Origin of the sequence: Oceanimonas aquatica (genome assembly GCF_030732065.1) — a bacterium.
Classification (GTDB): domain Bacteria; phylum Pseudomonadota; class Gammaproteobacteria; order Enterobacterales; family Aeromonadaceae; genus Oceanimonas.
The window spans coordinates 1-16576 of record NZ_JAVBHX010000005.1 but is presented as its reverse complement, the minus strand read 5'-3'; the positions used below and the strand labels follow the sequence as shown (position 1 = coordinate 16576).

The following is a 16576-nucleotide window of genomic DNA, read 5'->3' as shown; positions in this document are numbered from 1 at the left end:
GCAACTTTAGCAGAATTTACAGTCCGACCCGTACCACGCCCGCCTCGCTTATCCTGCCCTGAATTTGGCGTCCGGAGCGGCTGTTGCGAATGCGAATGCGCTCGTTAAAGGTGCCATCCTCTTCGGCCATGCCGTCGGTACGAATCGACAGCCCGCCGGTCTCGGCCACTATGGTGACCTTGTCGCCCTTGCACACCACACACAGCTGGCTGGCAAGCACGGGGCGGCCCGGGCGCAGATCCCGCTTGCTGCGGGTGCCGAGCAGCGCCTGAATATCGTCAAACACATCACCGCGCAGCAGCACTTCATCCTGGTAGCTCATCTGCAGCTGCGCCGGTTGCAGCAGGGTGTTACGGGCGATGGGGGTTGCGGCGGTGACCACGGGTTTGAGAATACGTACCCGCACCGGTACAAACAGGCTCCAGCCCGGTGTTTCATGGCATTGCACATGCACATGGGTATTGCGCCGCACCTCACCGGAGCCACGAATATCGGCGGTGAGCATGCCCGGGCACTCGGTGAGTTGCAGCCGGGTATCGACACTGGCGGCTTCAATTTCCACTTTGTCCCGAGGGCCGGCCACCACAAAATCGCGCACATAGTCTTCGGCGTACTGGCGAATGCTTTCGTGTACGCTGGCCAGGGCCACCGGCGGCATCCAGACCGCCAGCCAGGCCAGGCTCAGCCAGGTCCACAGGTGAAGGCGGCGGGGCCGCCGGTGAAAAAAACCGTTAAGCATCTTTACTCCATCGCCGATAACGCTCTATGTCGCCGGTCTTATTCTGGCAGGGCTCAAGTAGCGCTGACTTATTGCCGGTGTTAAGCTAGTTGACAGCATTTTGCTGATTATGCATAAAACATGCCATGCAAATGAAGCATGCCATCATACTCATTCCGGAGGCACAAGAATGGCGGGAGTACTTGACTCGGTAAACCAGAGAACCCAGCTGGTGGGCCAGAACCGACTGGAATTGTTGTTGTTCAGGCTCAACGGCCGCCAAAGATTTGGCATCAATGTGTTCAAGGTCAAGGAAGTGCTGCAGTGCCCCCGGCTCAGCAGCCTGCCGCAGCGCCATCCGGTGATTCGGGGCGTGGCCAATATTCGTGGCCAGACCATTTCCATCATCGATCTGAGCAAGGCCATGGGCGGCCGCCCCATTGAACAGACCGAAAACAGCTTCGCCATTATCTCCGAGTACAACCGCTCGGTGCAGGGCTTTCTGGTGCATTCGGTGGAGCGCATTATCAACGTAAACTGGGAATCCATTCTGCCGCCGCCCAAGGGCGCCGGCCGCTTTAACTACATGACAGCCGTTACCGAGATCGACGGCGAGCTGGTGGAAATTCTCGATGTGGAAAAAATCCTCGACGAAATTTCTCCGGCCAGTACCGAAGTGGACGCGGCCATTATTGAGCAGTCCCACCAGCAAGGTACTCAGCACAAACCGGTGCTGATTGCCGACGACTCCTCGGTGGCCCGTCGCCAGGTGCAAAAGGCGGTGGAGTCTCTGGGGCTGGAATGCATCGTTACCGAAAACGGCCGTCAGGCGCTGAACAAGCTGGTGGAGCTGGCCGGACAGGGGCCCATTCACGAGCAGCTGTCGCTGGTGATCTCCGATGTGGAAATGCCCGAAATGGACGGCTATACCCTGACCGCCGAAATTCGCAATAACCCGGCGCTCAAGAATTTGCACGTGATCCTGCATACCTCCCTGAGTGGCGTGTTCAACAAGGCGCTGGTGGAAAAGGTCGGTGCCGACAATTTTATTGCCAAGTTCCAGCCCGACGAGCTGGCCACGGCCGTTAACAACGCGCTCTGAGCAAGGTGTAACTTACACGGATGAAAAACTTCACCGACGAGCAGTACTCGGCGTTTTGCCGGTTTCTGGAAAGCAATACCGGCATTGTGCTGGGCAACAGCAAGCAGTACCTGGTCAAGAGCCGGCTGGCGCCGTTGATGGCGCGGTTTGGCATCGACACCATGGGGCAGTTACTGGAGCGTTCCATGCAGCTGCGCGAGCGGGAGCTGAAAACCGCAGTCATCGATGCCATGACCACCAACGAAACCCTGTGGTTTCGGGATACCTACCCGTTCGTGCAGCTCGGCGAGCGGCTGTTTCCGGAGCTGGCCAAACCCGGCAAGTCGTTGCGCATCTGGTCGGCGGCCTGCTCTTCCGGTCAGGAGCCCTATTCCATTGCCATGACCGCTCAGGAGTATTTGGCCCGGCGGCCGGGCGCCTTGCCGGGGCTGCAAATTCTTGCCACCGACATTTCCGCCACCATGCTGGAGCACTGCAAGACCGGCATTTACGATAGTCTGTCGCTGGCCCGGGGCCTGTCGCCGGAGCGGCGCACCCGCTTTTTTACTCCCCAGAGCGACGGCCGCATGCAACTGCAGGCCGGTGTGCGCAACATGGTCAGCTTTCGCCCCTACAACCTGCTCGACAGCTATGCCCCCCTGGGCAAGTTCGACATTATTTTCTGTCGTAACGTGCTGATTTATTTCTCTCCCGAGAACAAGTCCAAGATCCTCAATCAGTTTGCCGGCGCCCTTAACCCCGGTGGCTACCTGTTGCTGGGCGCTTCCGAATCCCTCACCGGTCTGTCGGACCGGTTTGAAATGATCCGCTGCACGCCAGGGATCATCTACCGCCTCAAGTAAACCTGGCACACCTTTTGCTTTGTTATGGCTCCGTATTGGGTCACGACAAAGCAGGAGGTGGCGGTGACGATTTCTTTCGACAAGGCCTTTGGTATTCACCAGCATGCGCTGATGGCACGCTCCGAGCGGGCCGAGCTGCTGGCCGGCAACCTGGCCAATGCCGACACGCCGGGCTACAAGGCGAAAGACATGGACTTTCAGGCCGCCCTCAGTCAGGCCCAGAGCAACCAGAGCTTTTCCCTCAACCGCACCAACACCCGCCACTTTGCCGTTGAACTGACGCCCCCCGGTACCGTGCAGTACCGGGTGCCCACCCAGCCCGACACCGGCGATGGCAACACGGTCGACGTGCAGGCCGAACGTACCAGTTACATGGAAAACGCCCTGCAGTACCAGGCCTCGCTGGAGTTTCTCAACAGCAAGATTTCCGGCCTGCTGAAAGCGATAAAAGGAGACTCGATGTGAGCCTTTTTAAAGTCTTTGATATTTCCGGCAGCGCCATGAGCGCCCAGTCGGTCCGCCTGAACACCACCGCCAGTAACCTGGCCAACGCCGACAGCGTCAGCTCCAGCATTGATGAGACCTACCGCGCCCGCAAGCCGGTGTTTGCCGCTGATCTCGACCAGGCGCTGTCTGATCGTCAGGAAAGTGTCGGCGTCAAAATCATGGGCATTGTCGAGACCGACAAGCCGCTGCAAAAGGAATTCAACCCGGATCATCCCCTGGCCGACGCCGAAGGCTTTATCTACAAGCCCAACGTCAACGTGGTGGAAGAGATGACCGACATGCTGAGCGCCTCGCGCAACTACCAGACCAATGTGCAGGTGGCCGACGCCGCCAAGCAGATGCTGCAGCAGACCCTGCGGCTGGGCAAGGGGTAATAAACCATGCAGGTGAATAACGATTACCTCAACGGCTTAAAGTGGCCGGGAGAACAAAGCCCGGCAGAAAAGGCTGCCGACAACAGCCGGGCCCAGCTGGAGCAGGAAGACTTCTTTGCCCTGCTGACCCAGCAGCTGGCCTATCAGGATCCGTTCAAGCCGGCGGACAACTCCCAGATGATCGCCCAGATGACCTCCTTTACCACCGCCGACGGCATCAGCAACATGAGCCAGCAGCTCTCGGGCCTGAGCGAGGTGATGACCTCCAGCCAGGCGCTGCAGGCCTCCAGTCTGGTGGGACAGAAGGTACTGGTGCCGAGCTCCATGACCTACTGGGACAACAGCGAGCCGGTGGACGGCGTGGTGGTGGCCGGGTCCGGTGCCTCCAATGTCATGGTTCGTATCGAGAACGAGCAGGGCGAGCTGGTGCGTACCATTCCGCTGGAAGGGGATCAGCGCGGCAACGTCAACTTTACCTGGGACGGCCTGAACGACGCCGGGGAGCCGGCGGCCACCGGCAAGTACAACATCAAGGTCAGTGGCCTGATTGACGGTCAGCGGGAAGAGCTCAGCGCTCTGGCCTTTGCCCGGGTCAACAGCGTGACCCTGGGTAGTGCCGACAGTCCGACCCTTGTCAACCTGGCGGGCCTGGGCGGCCTGCCGCTTAATCAAATTCTGGAAATAGCCAGCCGCAAGGCGGCGTAAGGAGTACTTATGTCTTTTAATATCGCACTCAGCGGCGTTAATGCGGCCCAGAAAGATCTGGACGTCACCGCCAACAACATCGCCAACGTCAACACTCTCGGCTTTAAGGAGTCCCGGGCCGAGTTTGCCGATGTGTATGCCAACTCCATTTTCGCCAACGGCAAGACCCAGTCCGGCAGTGGCGTGCAGACCGCCGCCGTGTCCCAGCAGTTTCACCAGGGCGCGTTGCAGTTCACCAACAACTCCCTGGATATGGCCATTAACGGCAGCGGTTTTTTCGTGATGTCCAATGAAGTGGGCTCCCTGGACCGGACCTTTACCCGGGCCGGCGCCTTTCGCCTGAACGACGAGGGCTATGTCACCAACTCCCAGGGCCATTACCTGCAGACCTATAAAGCCAACCAGGACGGCACCCCGGCGGGCCTGGGCCTGAACACCACTCAGCCGCTGCAGATTCCGGACAAGGCGGGCGAGCCCCAGGCGACGACCGAAGTGAGAACCGGTGTTAACCTGCCGGCCAAGGCGGAGGCAAAGGATTTAGCCTCGAACCCCTTTGACCCGACTGATTCATCTACCTATACCTCGTCTACCTCAATGACGGTGTATGATTCGCTGGGCGACACCCATACGGTTACTCAGTATTTTGTAAAAGATAAAACGGGCGAAACAGCGGTTCCGCCTGTGAACCGCTGGCAAATGTTTGTGTTTGTTGATGGTAAGGATGCTTTTAATGATCCACCTGTGTCAGCAATGCCGGTTGGTGGTTTTAACAGCAAGACGCTTGAATTCGACAGCGCTGGTGATTTGACAACAGCCACTACTGATTTTGATACCGAGGAGCTAGGTTTTACCAATGGCTCCGATGGCACTCAGACAATTAATATAAATATCACCTCAGCCACCATGAATGCCGGTGCCTTTGAAGTGACCTCCAACAGTCAGGACGGCAATACAGTAGGCCGGCTGACCAAGGTGGATGTGGGCCCCGATGGCCTGGTGCAGGCCACCTACAGTAACGGCAGCACTCAAAACCTGGGGATTGTGGCCATGGCACGCTTCCCCAACGAGCAGGGCCTGACCCAGATTGGTGATACCCAGTGGCGGGAGTCCCTGCTGTCGGGCGAGGCGGTCAGTGGTCAGCCCAACACCGGTATTTTCGGCAAGGTCAGCGTGGCCGCGCTGGAGCAGTCCAACACCAACCTGACCACAGAGCTGGTGGACTTGATCACCGCTCAGCGTAACTTCCAGGCCAACTCCCGGGCGCTGGAAGTAAACAGCACCCTGCAGCAGACCATACTGCAAATCCGTTAATACAAGCTGAAAGCCGGAAGCTGGAAGCTGGAAGAAAAACCCGGGGCACAAATCCCGGGTTTTTATGTTTTTACTTCAAGCTGATAGCTTCTTATTTCTAACTATAGTGGCATTGATTTTGCATTAATCCTGCCATTACTCACTCGGCCAACTGCGGAGCTGAAATGGATCACCTGCTTTATATCGCCATGTCGGGCGCCAAGGAAAACATGCACAGCGTGGCCCTGCGCGCCAACAACCTGGCCAACGCCAATACCACCGGCTTTCGTGCCGATCTGGAGCAGGCCCGGGCTATGCAGGCCTTTGGTGAAGGCCTGCCTTCCCGAGTGTTTGCCATGACCGAGCGACCGGGGCAAAACTTTGCCTCCGGCCCTATTCAGACCACGGGACGGGAACTTGACGTGGCGGTGGCCGGTGACGGCTGGCTGGCGGTGGAAGCGGCTGACGGAGCCGAGGCCTACACCCGTTTCGGCAACCTGCAGGTATCGGTGGAAGGTCTGCTGCAGACCAGTACCGGTCAGAATGTGCTGGATGACGGCGGCAACCCCATTGTGCTGCCGTTGCCGCTGGAAAAAGTGGAAATCAACAAGGACGGCACTATCTTTGCCCGGCTGGAAGGCGAGCCTGCCGATGGCGGTGCCGAGCTGCAGCGTATCAAGACGGTGCTGCCGGCCCATGATCAGATTGAAAAGGGCAATGACGGCCTGTTTCGCCGCAAGGACGGCGAAGTCGAGCCGGCGTCGGCTCAGGTACAGCTGATTGCCGGTGCGCTGGAAGGCAGCAACGTTAATCCCATTTCCGAAATGACCCACCTGATCGACTTGCAACGGCGCTTTGAGACCCAGCTGAAAATGATGAGTCACGCCGAAGAGAACGACAAGGCCCATGCCCAGTTGCTGCGTATTGGCTAAAGGAGAGCAGAATGAACCCCGCATTGTGGATTAGCAAAACCGGGCTCGATGCCCAGCAGACCAATATTTCGGTGACCTCCAACAACCTGGCCAACGCCAGCACAGTGGGCTTTAAAAAAGGCCGGGCCATCTTTGAAGATCTGCTCTACCAGAATGTGCACCAGCCCGGTGGCCGGGCCACCGCCGACAGCAATCTGCCGTCGGGCCTGATGCTGGGGGCGGGCAGCAAGGTGGTGGCCACGCAGAAGACCTTTACGCAGGGCAGCGTGCAGACCACCGACAACGCCCTGGACGTGATGATCGACGGGCGCGGCTTTTTTGAGGTGCTGCTGCCCGACGGCACCACCGGCTATACCCGTAACGGCCAGTTTGCCCTTAACGAAGAAGGCGTTATTGTCACCCCCGGCAACGGCTATCCCCTGCAGCCGGAAATGCAGATCCCGGAAAACGCCCAGAGTATCAGCGTGGGCACCAACGGTGAGGTGTCGGTGCAGCTGGCTGGCCAGGCCGAGGGGCAGGTGATCGGCCAGATCATCGTGACCGACTTTGCCAACCCCGCCGGCCTGCAGCCCAAGGGCGAGAACCTTTACCTGGCCACCCAGTCCAGCGGCGCGCCGCTGCAAGGCATTGCCGGTGCCGATGGCTTCGGCACCCTCAAGCAGGGCATGTTGGAGTCCTCCAACGTCAACGTCACCGAAGAGCTGGTTAACCTTATTCAGGCCCAGCGGGTATACGAGATGAACTCCAAGGTGATCTCTGCCGTGGATGACATGCTGGCCTACGTTAACCAGCAGCTGTAACCGGAGGCCGCCATGCGACTCGCTTTTATCCTGAGCGCGGCCGCCCTGCTGGCGGCCTGTACTTCAACGCCCTATACCCCCAAGCCGGACGATCCCGACTATGCCCCTGTGATGCCCGGCCCCGGCCACGAGCAGCTGGAGCCCAACGGCGCCATTTTTCAGGATAACTACGCCAATAGCCTGTATTCCGACATCAAGGCGCATCGGGTAGGGGACATCATTACCGTGGATCTGGCCGAGTCGACCCGGGCCCAGAAGCGGGCCACCACCCAGCAGGGCAAGGACAGCAGCCTGAACATCAACCCGCTCAACATTGGTGGTCAGGCCATCAACGTGGGTGGTTACCCGGTTACCGCCAGCATGTCGAGCAATAACGCGTTCGACGGCCAGGCCAACACCAACCAGAGCAACAGCCTGCAGGGCAGCATTACCGTGAGCGTGGCGCAAGTGCTGCCCAACGGTAACCTGATGGTGCAGGGCGAGAAGTGGCTGATGCTGAACACCGGCGAGGAATATGTGCGCATTACCGGCATGATCCGGCCCCAGGACATCAGCTCCGACAACCGGGTGGAGTCCACCCGGGTGGCCAATGCCCGCATTTATTACGGCGGTACCGGCGATTTTGCCAACACTCAGAACCGCGGCTGGCTGGCCAAGTTCTTTAACAGTCCCTGGTTCCCTTTCTAGGAGTAATGGCATGAAACTCTTTTGCGGCCTGTTACTGGCCGGCCTGCTGGCATTGCCGGCCCAGGCAGCCCGCATCAAGGACATCAGTTCGGTGGCCGGCGTGCGAGCCAACCAGCTGGTGGGCTACGGTCTGGTGGTGGGCCTGCCCGGCACCGGCGAGCGCAACAACGCCTTTGCCCAGCAGACCTTTCGCACCATGCTCACCAATTTCGGCATTACCGTGCCCGATAACCTGCGGCCCAAGATGAACGACGTGGCGCCGGTGGCGGTGCATGCCGAGCTGCCGCCGTTTTCCAAGCCGGGTCAGACCATCGACATTACCGTGTCGGCCATTGGCGAGGCCAAAAGCCTGCGCGGTGGCACCCTGCTGCAGACCTTTCTGAAAGGGGTGGATGGCCGGGTTTACGCCCTGGCCCAGGGCAGCCTGGTGGTGGGTGGCCTGGGTGCCGAAGGGGCCGATGGCTCTTCCATCATGATCAATACCCCCACGGTAGGACGCATTCCCGGTGGTGCCATGGTGGAGCGGGAAGTGCCCAGCTCCTTTGCCCGGGGCGACACCATCACCTTTAACCTGCACCGGCCGGATTTCACTACTGCCAAACGCATGGCGGACACCATCAACGACCTGCTCGGCCCTGCCAGCGCCCAGGCCCTGGATGCCACCTCGGTCACCGTGTATGCGCCCCGGGACACCGGCCAGCGTGTCAGTTTTTTGTCGACCCTGGAAAACCTGACCGTGGATGTGGCCGACGAGGCGGCAAAAATTATCGTTAACTCCCGCACCGGCACGGTAGTGATCGGCCAGCAGGTACAGCTGAAGCCGGCAGCCATTACCCATGGCGGGCTCATTATCACCATTAACGAAAATCCTCAGGTGTCTCAGCCCAATGCCCTGGCCGGTGGCGACACCGTGGTGGTGCCCAACTCCAATATCAATGTGGAGCAGCAGGACGGGCGCATGTTCAAGCTGGACACCGGCACTACCCTGGACGATCTGGTGCGGGCGGTAAACCAGGTAGGCGTGGCCCCCGGGGATCTGGTGGCCATACTGGAGGCATTGCGCCAGGCGGGCGCCATTCAGGGCGAACTGGTGATTATTTAACAGGCACAGGGTGAGCGGAGGCAAGGCATGAAAAATATTGATACCGTGCAGAACAGCCTGCTGGCCAACGACATTCAGGGGCTGGACAAGCTGCGCCAGCAGGGCTTTGCCCAGGACAGGGGCAAGGCGCTGGACGAAGCCGCGCGCCAGTTCGAAAGTCTGTTTACTCAACAGCTGTTCAAGTCGATGCGCGATGCCAACAAGGTGTTTCAGGCCGACAGCCCCATGAACAGTCGCTACACCCAGTTTTACCAGGATATGCACGATCAGCAGATGAGCAGCGAGCTCAGTCGCCAGGGCAGCCTGGGGCTGTCGGATCTGATCGTGCGCCAGCTTGGTGGCGGTGAAGATCCTAATGCCGCCACCGAAGTACGCCATTTCAGCCTGGATAACGTACGCCGCATTCACGGCAAGGTGGTGCGCCCGCCGGAAGACAGCGCCCCCGAAAGTGACAAGCCCAAACCACCGTTAAAGGCGGCACAGAATACCCCCGAAGACGCCGTCACCCTGGCGGCGGGGCAGAAATTTGACTCGCCGGAAGACTTTGTGCGCCGGCTGCTCCCTGCGGCTACGGCGGCGGGAGAGAAGCTGGGCCTGGACCCAAAAGCCATGCTGGCCCAGGCGGCCCTGGAGACCGGCTGGGGCAAAAAAATCATCGGCAGAAAAAATGGCGAGTCCAGCCATAATCTTTTTGGCATCAAGGCCGATAAAAGCTGGAAAGAACAGAAAACCTGGGTCAGCACCCTGGAATACGAGCAGGGCATTGCCGTCAAGGTACAGGCGCCGTTCAGATCTTACGCCTCCTTTAACGACAGCTTTAACGATTATGTCGAGTTTTTGAACGACAACCCCCGTTATGGCCAGGCGTTGCAGCAAACCGGCTCGCCCCGGCAGTATTTTCAGGCCCTGCAGCAGGCGGGCTACGCCACCGACCCGAACTATGCCAGCAAGCTCTCGGCGGTGCTCGACACCGTTAACCGGCTGGCCTCACAAGCATAAGGACACACCATGGCTGTTGATATGTATCAAACCGGGGTAAGCGGTCTGCTGGCGGCGCAAGCCCAGCTGGCCACCACCGGCCATAACATTGCCAACGTGAACACCGAAGGCTACAGCCGCCAGCGGGCCGAGCAGATCACTACCATGCACATGTTCTCGGGCGGCAGCTTTTACGGCACCGGCACCCGGGTAAATGACGTGACCCGCATGTATCAGGAATACGCCTTTCGCGATGTACTGGTGAACAACACCGAAAAGGCCGGTGCCGAGGCGCTCTATAACCACCTCAGTTACCTCGACAAGACCATGACCAGCGTGAACGGGGGCCTGGCCAGCAGCCTGGACGATCTCTACGGCGCCATTAACGCCGTGGCCGATAACCCGGGCAACCTGGGCAACCGGGAGCTGATGCTGGCCAACGCCCAGGACATTGTTGACCACTTCAACGAGTTTTACAGCTCTGTCGAGCAGGAGCGCATGATCAAGAACCGGGATATCGAATCCCGGGCCGAACACATCAGCTCGCTCACCGCCGGCATTGCCGATCTTAACCAGCAAATTCTGAACGCCGGCCAGAACGGCACTCCCAATGATCTGCTGGATCAGCGGGACCGGCTGATTCAGGATCTTGGCCAGCAGGTGCAGATCACCACTCTAAAAGACGACAACGGCATGATTTCCGTCATGCTGGGCGGGCGCGAGCCCCTGGTGTCCGGCAATCAGGCCTACCAAATGGAAGTGCGCCCTGGCTCGCCGGATCAGCAACAAACCGAGCTCTACCTGGTGGCACCCAACAGCAACGGTCAGGCCACCCGCATCAAGGGCAGTGGCGAGCTGGGTGGCGAGATGGGCGCCCTGTTTCACTACCGGGATCAGGTGCTGGGCCCCAACCTCAGCGACATGGGCAAAACCGCCATCGCCATTGCCGACGCCTTTAACGAAATTCAGACTCAGGGCGTGGATCTTAACGGCATTGCCGGTATCAACATGTTTAACGACATTAACGACCCGGAGGACATGGCCAAGCGCTTTGTGGGCAATAACCCCAATGTCACCGGCGAGGTGGAGATTACCGATACCGGCAAGCTGACGGGGGGGGAGTACAGTCTGAAGTTTCAGGGGGGGGAAGATTATCTGCTGACTGATGTCACTACCGGAGAGCAGTATCCCATTCAGGCACAAGAAGATCTGGCTAACCCTCCGGCCAGGATCTTGGATGTAAGTGATAAATTGGGTTTCAGTTTAACTCTTAGTGACATTCCTAATACTAACGACGAAATGCTGGTGCAGCCTACCCGTCAGGGTGCCATCGATCTGGAACTGCAACTGAACACCGGCGATCAGATTGCCGCTTCCGGCTCCCTGATGGTGAGTCCAAATGGGGATAATACAGGTACCGCCAAGCCATCTATTGGCTATGCCGATCCGCCGCCTCCACTTACTGATTTTATTAATGAGTCGGTGTATCCGCTGACGGTGAAAGTGACGGATGATGGTTCGGGAGACCTGCAATATGAGGTGTTTGATAAAGATGATGCTCCTATCACCCCCGTTTCCTATGCTGACGGAAAATTGAGTGTTGGTGAGTTGGAGCTAAGTCTCAATGGCGATCCCAAAGCCTTCGATCAATTCGAAATCCGCCAGGCCGGTGGCTCGGGCAATAACGAAAACGCTCTGGCTTTTGCCGAGCTGCAAAACAAAAAGTGGCTCAACAACGGCAAGTCGACGGTCACCGACAGCCTGAACCAGACCGCCGTGGGCATTGGCAGCATGACCCGTAACCAGGGCGTCAAGGCCGAGGCGGCGGGCGCGGCCTATCAGCAGTCTTACGATCGCATGCTGTCCACCTCCGGCGTGAACCTGGACGAAGAAGCCGCCAACCTGCTGCGTTTTCAGCAGTCCTATATGGCGGCGGCCCGGGTGGTGTCCACCGCCAGCGAAACCATGAACACCCTGTTGCAGATCCGCTAAGGAGTCATAATGCGCGTTGCCAGTTTTCAGTTTATTCAGCGCAACCTGAACAACATCAGTGGCCGTACCTCCGAGGCCAATCAGCAACTGGGGCAGATGTCGTCCGGTAAACGGGTAGAGCACGCCAGTGACGATCCGGTGGCGGCCAACGGCATCCTTAACTATAAGCAGGAGCTGCGCAAGCTCGACCAGTACCAGAACAACATCAACCTGGCGGAAAACCGCCTGCGCCGGGAAGAATGGGCGTTAAGCTCTGCCGAGACCCTGACTCAACAGGTTAAAGAGATTATGCTGGGCGCCAACAATGGCTCTATTACTCAGCTGGAGCGGGACGCCTACAAGGAAGAATTGCAAAGCCGCATTGATGAAATGCTCGATCTGGCCAATACCCAGGACGAATTTGGCCAGTATATTTTTGGTGGTTTTCAGACCGACAGCTCCCCTTTTGTGCGACAGCCTGATGGCACCGTGACCTATGGCGGAGACGGTGGTGAGCGTAACATGGTGGTGGGGGACAAGGTCAGGGTAGGCATTAACCATAGTGGTGAGATGGTGTTTGGCAGTGTGCCTAATCCCAAGGGTGACTTCACGGTTGAATATGACGTGGACAACCAAGGTACCTTGACTGTTGAGCATGCCAATATCAAGACAAAAGGTGACTTTCATGATGGTCATCCCTACGAATTAGCTTTTACTGATAATGCCGGTTCCATTGAAGTCAGTGCTACCTACAAGGATGAAAACGGTCTTACTCAGACGATGCCAGCACAGCCTTATGTGCCTGGTCAGCCGATAGAATTTGATGGTGTTGAGATTGTTATTAAAGGTGAAGCTAAAGCAGGTGATGAAATCACTCTTCGCTCTGACGTAAAAGATGGTACTGGTGAAGACAAGCTGAATGTTTTTGATGTGCTGAACCGGGCCAAGGACTGGCTGGAAGATGACGGTCATAATTCGGCCGGCCAGAGCGAGATGACAGATATTTTGGGTGAGCTGGACGCCGTGGCAAATCATCTTACCCGAGTACGGGCCGATACCGGTAACCGCATGCAACGCATCGAAAATCAGCAGCTCACCCATGAAGACATGGGCCTGACCCTGAACAAGCTGCGCAGCGGCATGGAAGATCTCGACTACGCCAAGGCCACCGGCGAATTCAGCCAGACCATGGTGGCCCTGCAGGCCACTCAAAGCATGTTCGGCAAGGTACAGAACATGAGTTTGTTTAATTACATTTAACGGTACCCCCTCCCAGCCTCCCCCTTGGCAGGGGGAGAGCCAGGGTGGGGTTTTACCCGCTTACTCGATCACGCAATCCACAAAGTAGCGGGTTTCGCCCTGCTGCTCTTCTGCCACCAGGCCGTGAATGTAGGTTTCAAAGCCGGGGAAGCGCTGGTTGAACTCGCGGGCAAAACGCAGATAGCTGATGATGGTGTCATTAAACACCTCACCGGGGATCAGCAGCGGAATGCCGGGTGGGTAGGGGGCCACCATCACCGCCGTGGTACGGCCGGCCAATTCGTCCAGAGGTACCCGCTCAATGTCCTTGTGGGCCATTTTGGCAAAGGCGTCCGCCGGCTTCATGGCCGGTACCAGATCCGACAAATACATCTCCGTGGTCAGCCGGGCCACGTCGTTTTCCTTGTAGACTTCGTGAATTTGATCGCACAGATCCCGCAGGCCCACCCGCTCGTAGCTGGGCTGGCTCTGCACGAACTGGGGCAAAATCTTCCACAGCGGCACGTTCTTGTCGTAATCGTCCTTGAACTGTTGCAGTTCGGTCACCATGGTATTCCAGCGGCCCTTGGTAATGCCGATGGTGAACATGATAAAGAAGGAATAGAGCCCGGTTTTTTCGATCACAATGCCGTGCTCGGCCAGGTACTTGGTCACCACCACCGCCGGAATGCCCGACTCGGCGAACTGGCCTTTCATGTTCAGGCCCGGGGTCAGAATGGTGGCCTTGATGGGATCCAGCAGGTTAAAGCCGGGCTCGATGTCACCAAAACCGTGCCAGCTGTCTTCCGAGCGCAGCATCCAGGCGTCGCGCTCGTCCAGGCCGTGATCGGTGAGATCATCCGGGCCCCACACCTTGAACCACCAGTCGATGCCGTATTCGTCGTCCACCTTGCGCATGGCCCGGCGAAACTCCAGCGCCTCGGCCAGGGACTCTTCCACCAATGCGGTGCCGCCCGGCTCTTCCATCATGGCCGCCGCCACGTCGCACGACGCGATAATGGCGTACTGCGGGCTGGTGGAGGTGTGCATCAGGTAGGCTTCATTGAACACATGGCGGTCGAGCCGGGTCTTTTCGCCGTCCTGAATAAGGATTTGTGACGCCTGGGACAGGCCCGCCAGCAGCTTGTGAGTGGACTGGGTGGCGAACACCATGGAGTCTTCACAGCGCGGCCGGCCCTCGCCAATGGCGTGATAATCACCGTAAAAGTCGTGAAAGGCGGCGTGGGGCAGCCAGGCCTCGTCAAAGTGCAGAGTCTCAATTTCGCCGTCGAGCAGCTCCTTGATCTCCTCCACGTTATAGAGAATGCCGTCATAGGTGGACTGGGTTATGGTCAGCACTCTGGGTTTGACGTTCGGTTTTTTTGCCAGAATTTCCCGGCAGAAGGGGTTGGCTTCCATCTTTTCGCGAATGCGCTCGGGCTCAAATTCGCTGCGGGGAATGGGGCCGATAATGCCGTAGTGATTGCGGGTGGGCATCAGGAACACCGGCACGGCACCGGTCATCATGATGGCGTGCAGAATCGACTTGTGGCAGTTGCGGTCCACCACCACGATATCGCCGGGGGCTACCGTGGAGTTCCACACGATTTTGTTGGAGGTGGAGGTGCCATTGGTGACGAAAAACAGGTGATCGGCGTTGAAAATACGGGCGGCATTGCGCTCCGAGGCCGCCACCGGACCGGTGTGATCCAGCAGCTGACCCAGCTCGTCCACCGAGTTGCATACGTCGGCGCGCAGCATGTTCTCGCCGAAAAACTGGTGGAACATGCGCCCCACCGGGGACTTGAGAAAAGCCACGCCGCCGGAGTGCCCGGGGCAGTGCCAGGAATAGGAGCCGTCCTGGGCGTAGTGGGTCAGGGCGCGGAAAAACGGTGGAGCCAGGGAGTCGAGATAGCTTTTGGCTTCGCGAATAATGTGCCGGGCCACGAAGTCGGGGGTGTCTTCGTGCATGTGAATAAAGCCGTGCAGCTCCCGCAATATGGCATTGGGAATATGGCGGGCGGTGCGGGTTTCGCCGTAGAGATAAATGGGAATGTCGGGGTTGCGGTGGCGAATCTGCTCCACAAAGCGACGCAGTTGCTCCAGCACCGAATGCGCTTCTTCCCGGCTGCCGGCCAGCTCTTCGTCGTCGATGGACAGCACAAAGCCGGCGGCCCGGCTCTGTTGCTGGGCAAAGGAGGTCAGATCGCCGTAGCTGGTGTAGCCGACCACGTCCATGCCGGCCTTTTCAATGGCCGAGGCCAGCTCGCGAATACCCGAGCCACTGGTGTTTTCGGAGCGAAAATCTTCGTCGATGATGACGATGGGAAAGTAAAAGCGCATCAAGTGTCCCTTAATTGCCAAGGCAAATGCCAAAATCATAGCCGATCCGCATTCTACTGCCTGACCGAAAGCCTGACAAAAGATAGTTATGCACTATCAGTGATTAAATAATGCCGCGTAAGGAGTGTGGAAAAATGCCGGCACGAAAGGCACTATTTGAGACTGACTTATAACAGGACAAGACCATGTTTTACGCCCGGCAATTTGTGTTGCTTACCCTGACGGCCCTGCTGCTGGCCGGCTGCGCCACGGCCCCGCCAAAGAACCCCGCCAATATCTGCGAGATTTTTGAGCAGTATCCCGACTGGCACGAGGCGGCCCAGGATACCCGGGAAAAATGGGGCGCGCCGGTGCACGTGACTATGGCCATGATGTTCCAGGAAAGCAGCTTTCAGCACGATGCCCGGCCGCCCATGCGCTGGTTTTTGTTTATTCCCTACGGGCGGGCATCCAGCGCCTACGGTTACGCTCAGGCCAAGGATGAAACCTGGGCCGATTACCAGCGTGAAACCGGCAGCGGCTGGGCCGACCGCGACGATTTTGACGATGCCATGGACTTTATGGGCTGGTACATGAGCAAGACCAGCCGGCTGAACGGGGTATCGAAGTGGGACGCCTACGACCAGTATCTGAATTACCACGAAGGTTGGGGCGGTTACCGCCGTGGCAGTCATTTGCGCAAGCGCTGGCTGCTGGGCGTGTCGCGCAAGGTGGAACACCGCGCCAAGCGCTATTCCGAGCAGTATTGGGGCTGCAAGGATGATCTCGACGACGGCTGGTTTTGAGGCGAGATCTGACGTAGGTTGCGAATGAGCGCAGCGAATTCCAACACGCAGGCGGCTGTGAAATGTTGTGGTTCGCTTGGCGCTGTTGATCAAATCAGAGCCGGAGCAGGCTGTCCCTACTGGGCTTGGCGCCCTTAACTGACCGGCTGGCGAACAGGCATACCGAGCCCGATGACCTTGTTCATGACCTTCACGCCGGCC

The 16576-nt window shown here is 58.4% G+C and carries 16 protein-coding genes; 14 read left to right on the top strand and 2 right to left on the bottom strand.

Annotated elements, in window-relative coordinates:
* Nucleotides 1-16: 16 nt before the first annotated feature.
* Nucleotides 17-739: a flagellar basal body P-ring formation chaperone FlgA gene (gene flgA / locus Q9290_RS08350; RefSeq protein WP_306079189.1), complete on the bottom strand. Its 723-nt coding sequence runs from the start codon at nucleotides 737-739 to the stop codon at nucleotides 17-19.
* Nucleotides 740-908: 169 nt separating this feature from the next.
* On the opposite strand from flgA, the gene Q9290_RS08345 reads away from it, so the two are divergent.
* The 13 genes from Q9290_RS08345 to flgL all read left to right on the top strand — a co-directional run bounded on the left by Q9290_RS08345 (nucleotide 909) and on the right by flgL (nucleotide 13268).
* A complete protein-coding gene (locus Q9290_RS08345) occupies nucleotides 909-1820 on the top strand; it encodes a chemotaxis protein CheV (RefSeq protein WP_306079188.1) in 912 nt (303 codons plus the stop codon).
* A gap of 20 nt (nucleotides 1821-1840) precedes the next feature.
* A complete protein-coding gene (locus Q9290_RS08340; RefSeq protein ID WP_306079187.1) occupies nucleotides 1841-2662 on the top strand; it encodes a CheR family methyltransferase in 822 nt (273 codons plus the stop codon).
* Nucleotides 2663-2725: 63 nt separating this feature from the next.
* Nucleotides 2726-3127, top strand: coding sequence for a flagellar basal body rod protein FlgB (flgB, locus tag Q9290_RS08335; protein WP_306079186.1), 402 nt, complete (start codon nucleotides 2726-2728; stop codon nucleotides 3125-3127).
* The gene (gene flgC, locus Q9290_RS08330) at nucleotides 3124-3543 is read left to right on the top strand and encodes a flagellar basal body rod protein FlgC (protein WP_306079185.1); all 420 of its coding nucleotides are present in this window, start codon (nucleotides 3124-3126) and stop codon (nucleotides 3541-3543) included. Before flgB ends, flgC begins: the two co-directional genes overlap by 4 nt.
* Before the next feature lie 6 nt (nucleotides 3544-3549).
* A complete protein-coding gene (locus Q9290_RS08325; protein ID WP_306079184.1) occupies nucleotides 3550-4248 on the top strand; it encodes a flagellar hook assembly protein FlgD in 699 nt (232 codons plus the stop codon).
* 9 nt (nucleotides 4249-4257) lie between these two features.
* Nucleotides 4258-5559, top strand: coding sequence for a flagellar hook protein FlgE (flgE, locus tag Q9290_RS08320; protein ID WP_306079183.1), 1302 nt, complete (start codon nucleotides 4258-4260; stop codon nucleotides 5557-5559).
* A gap of 164 nt (nucleotides 5560-5723) precedes the next feature.
* The gene (flgF, locus tag Q9290_RS08315) at nucleotides 5724-6470 is read left to right on the top strand and encodes a flagellar basal-body rod protein FlgF (RefSeq protein WP_306079182.1); all 747 of its coding nucleotides are present in this window, start codon (nucleotides 5724-5726) and stop codon (nucleotides 6468-6470) included.
* A gap of 11 nt (nucleotides 6471-6481) precedes the next feature.
* Nucleotides 6482-7270: a flagellar basal-body rod protein FlgG gene (gene flgG / locus Q9290_RS08310; protein WP_306079181.1), complete on the top strand. Its 789-nt coding sequence runs from the start codon at nucleotides 6482-6484 to the stop codon at nucleotides 7268-7270.
* 12 nt (nucleotides 7271-7282) lie between these two features.
* A complete protein-coding gene (flgH, locus tag Q9290_RS08305) occupies nucleotides 7283-7957 on the top strand; it encodes a flagellar basal body L-ring protein FlgH (RefSeq protein ID WP_306079180.1) in 675 nt (224 codons plus the stop codon).
* Between the two features lie 10 nt (nucleotides 7958-7967).
* Complete coding sequence (locus Q9290_RS08300) at nucleotides 7968-9059, top strand: flagellar basal body P-ring protein FlgI (protein ID WP_306079179.1); 1092 nt, start codon at nucleotides 7968-7970, stop codon at nucleotides 9057-9059.
* Between the two features lie 27 nt (nucleotides 9060-9086).
* Complete coding sequence (flgJ, locus tag Q9290_RS08295) at nucleotides 9087-10058, top strand: flagellar assembly peptidoglycan hydrolase FlgJ (protein WP_306079178.1); 972 nt, start codon at nucleotides 9087-9089, stop codon at nucleotides 10056-10058.
* Between the two features lie 9 nt (nucleotides 10059-10067).
* Complete coding sequence (flgK, locus tag Q9290_RS08290) at nucleotides 10068-12029, top strand: flagellar hook-associated protein FlgK (protein WP_306079177.1); 1962 nt, start codon at nucleotides 10068-10070, stop codon at nucleotides 12027-12029.
* Between the two features lie 9 nt (nucleotides 12030-12038).
* Nucleotides 12039-13268 carry a flagellar hook-associated protein FlgL gene (gene flgL / locus Q9290_RS08285; protein WP_306079176.1) on the top strand — a complete coding sequence of 410 codons (1230 nt, stop codon included), beginning with the start codon at nucleotides 12039-12041 and terminating at the stop codon, nucleotides 13266-13268.
* Between the two features lie 60 nt (nucleotides 13269-13328).
* Here the strand turns inward: flgL and Q9290_RS08280 are convergent, their stop codons facing one another.
* Nucleotides 13329-15590, bottom strand: a complete 2262-nt coding sequence (locus tag Q9290_RS08280) for an arginine/lysine/ornithine decarboxylase (RefSeq protein WP_306079175.1) — start codon at nucleotides 15588-15590, stop codon at nucleotides 13329-13331.
* Between the two features lie 185 nt (nucleotides 15591-15775).
* Here Q9290_RS08280 and Q9290_RS08275 point away from each other — a divergent pair, with 185 nt between their 5' ends.
* The gene (locus tag Q9290_RS08275; protein ID WP_306079174.1) at nucleotides 15776-16375 is read left to right on the top strand and encodes a transglycosylase SLT domain-containing protein; all 600 of its coding nucleotides are present in this window, start codon (nucleotides 15776-15778) and stop codon (nucleotides 16373-16375) included.
* Nucleotides 16376-16576: the final 201 nt, after the last annotated feature.

What these genes read in the sequence shown, in the direction of transcription:
- flgA (WP_306079189.1), bottom strand. Translation starts at nt 739, where the DNA reads ATGCTTAACGGTTTTTTTCACCGGCGGCCCCGCCGCCTTCACCTGTGG.
- Q9290_RS08345 (WP_306079188.1), top strand. Translation starts at nt 909, where the DNA reads ATGGCGGGAGTACTTGACTCGGTAAACCAGAGAACCCAGCTGGTGGGC.
- Q9290_RS08340 (WP_306079187.1), top strand. Translation starts at nt 1,841, where the DNA reads ATGAAAAACTTCACCGACGAGCAGTACTCGGCGTTTTGCCGGTTTCTG.
- Q9290_RS08325 (WP_306079184.1), top strand. Translation starts at nt 3,550, where the DNA reads ATGCAGGTGAATAACGATTACCTCAACGGCTTAAAGTGGCCGGGAGAA.
- flgE (WP_306079183.1), top strand. Translation starts at nt 4,258, where the DNA reads ATGTCTTTTAATATCGCACTCAGCGGCGTTAATGCGGCCCAGAAAGAT.
- flgF (WP_306079182.1), top strand. Translation starts at nt 5,724, where the DNA reads ATGGATCACCTGCTTTATATCGCCATGTCGGGCGCCAAGGAAAACATG.
- flgG (WP_306079181.1), top strand. Translation starts at nt 6,482, where the DNA reads ATGAACCCCGCATTGTGGATTAGCAAAACCGGGCTCGATGCCCAGCAG.
- flgH (WP_306079180.1), top strand. Translation starts at nt 7,283, where the DNA reads ATGCGACTCGCTTTTATCCTGAGCGCGGCCGCCCTGCTGGCGGCCTGT.
- Q9290_RS08300 (WP_306079179.1), top strand. Translation starts at nt 7,968, where the DNA reads ATGAAACTCTTTTGCGGCCTGTTACTGGCCGGCCTGCTGGCATTGCCG.
- flgJ (WP_306079178.1), top strand. Translation starts at nt 9,087, where the DNA reads ATGAAAAATATTGATACCGTGCAGAACAGCCTGCTGGCCAACGACATT.
- flgK (WP_306079177.1), top strand. Translation starts at nt 10,068, where the DNA reads ATGGCTGTTGATATGTATCAAACCGGGGTAAGCGGTCTGCTGGCGGCG.
- flgL (WP_306079176.1), top strand. Translation starts at nt 12,039, where the DNA reads ATGCGCGTTGCCAGTTTTCAGTTTATTCAGCGCAACCTGAACAACATC.
- Q9290_RS08280 (WP_306079175.1), bottom strand. Translation starts at nt 15,590, where the DNA reads ATGCGCTTTTACTTTCCCATCGTCATCATCGACGAAGATTTTCGCTCC.
- Q9290_RS08275 (WP_306079174.1), top strand. Translation starts at nt 15,776, where the DNA reads ATGTTTTACGCCCGGCAATTTGTGTTGCTTACCCTGACGGCCCTGCTG.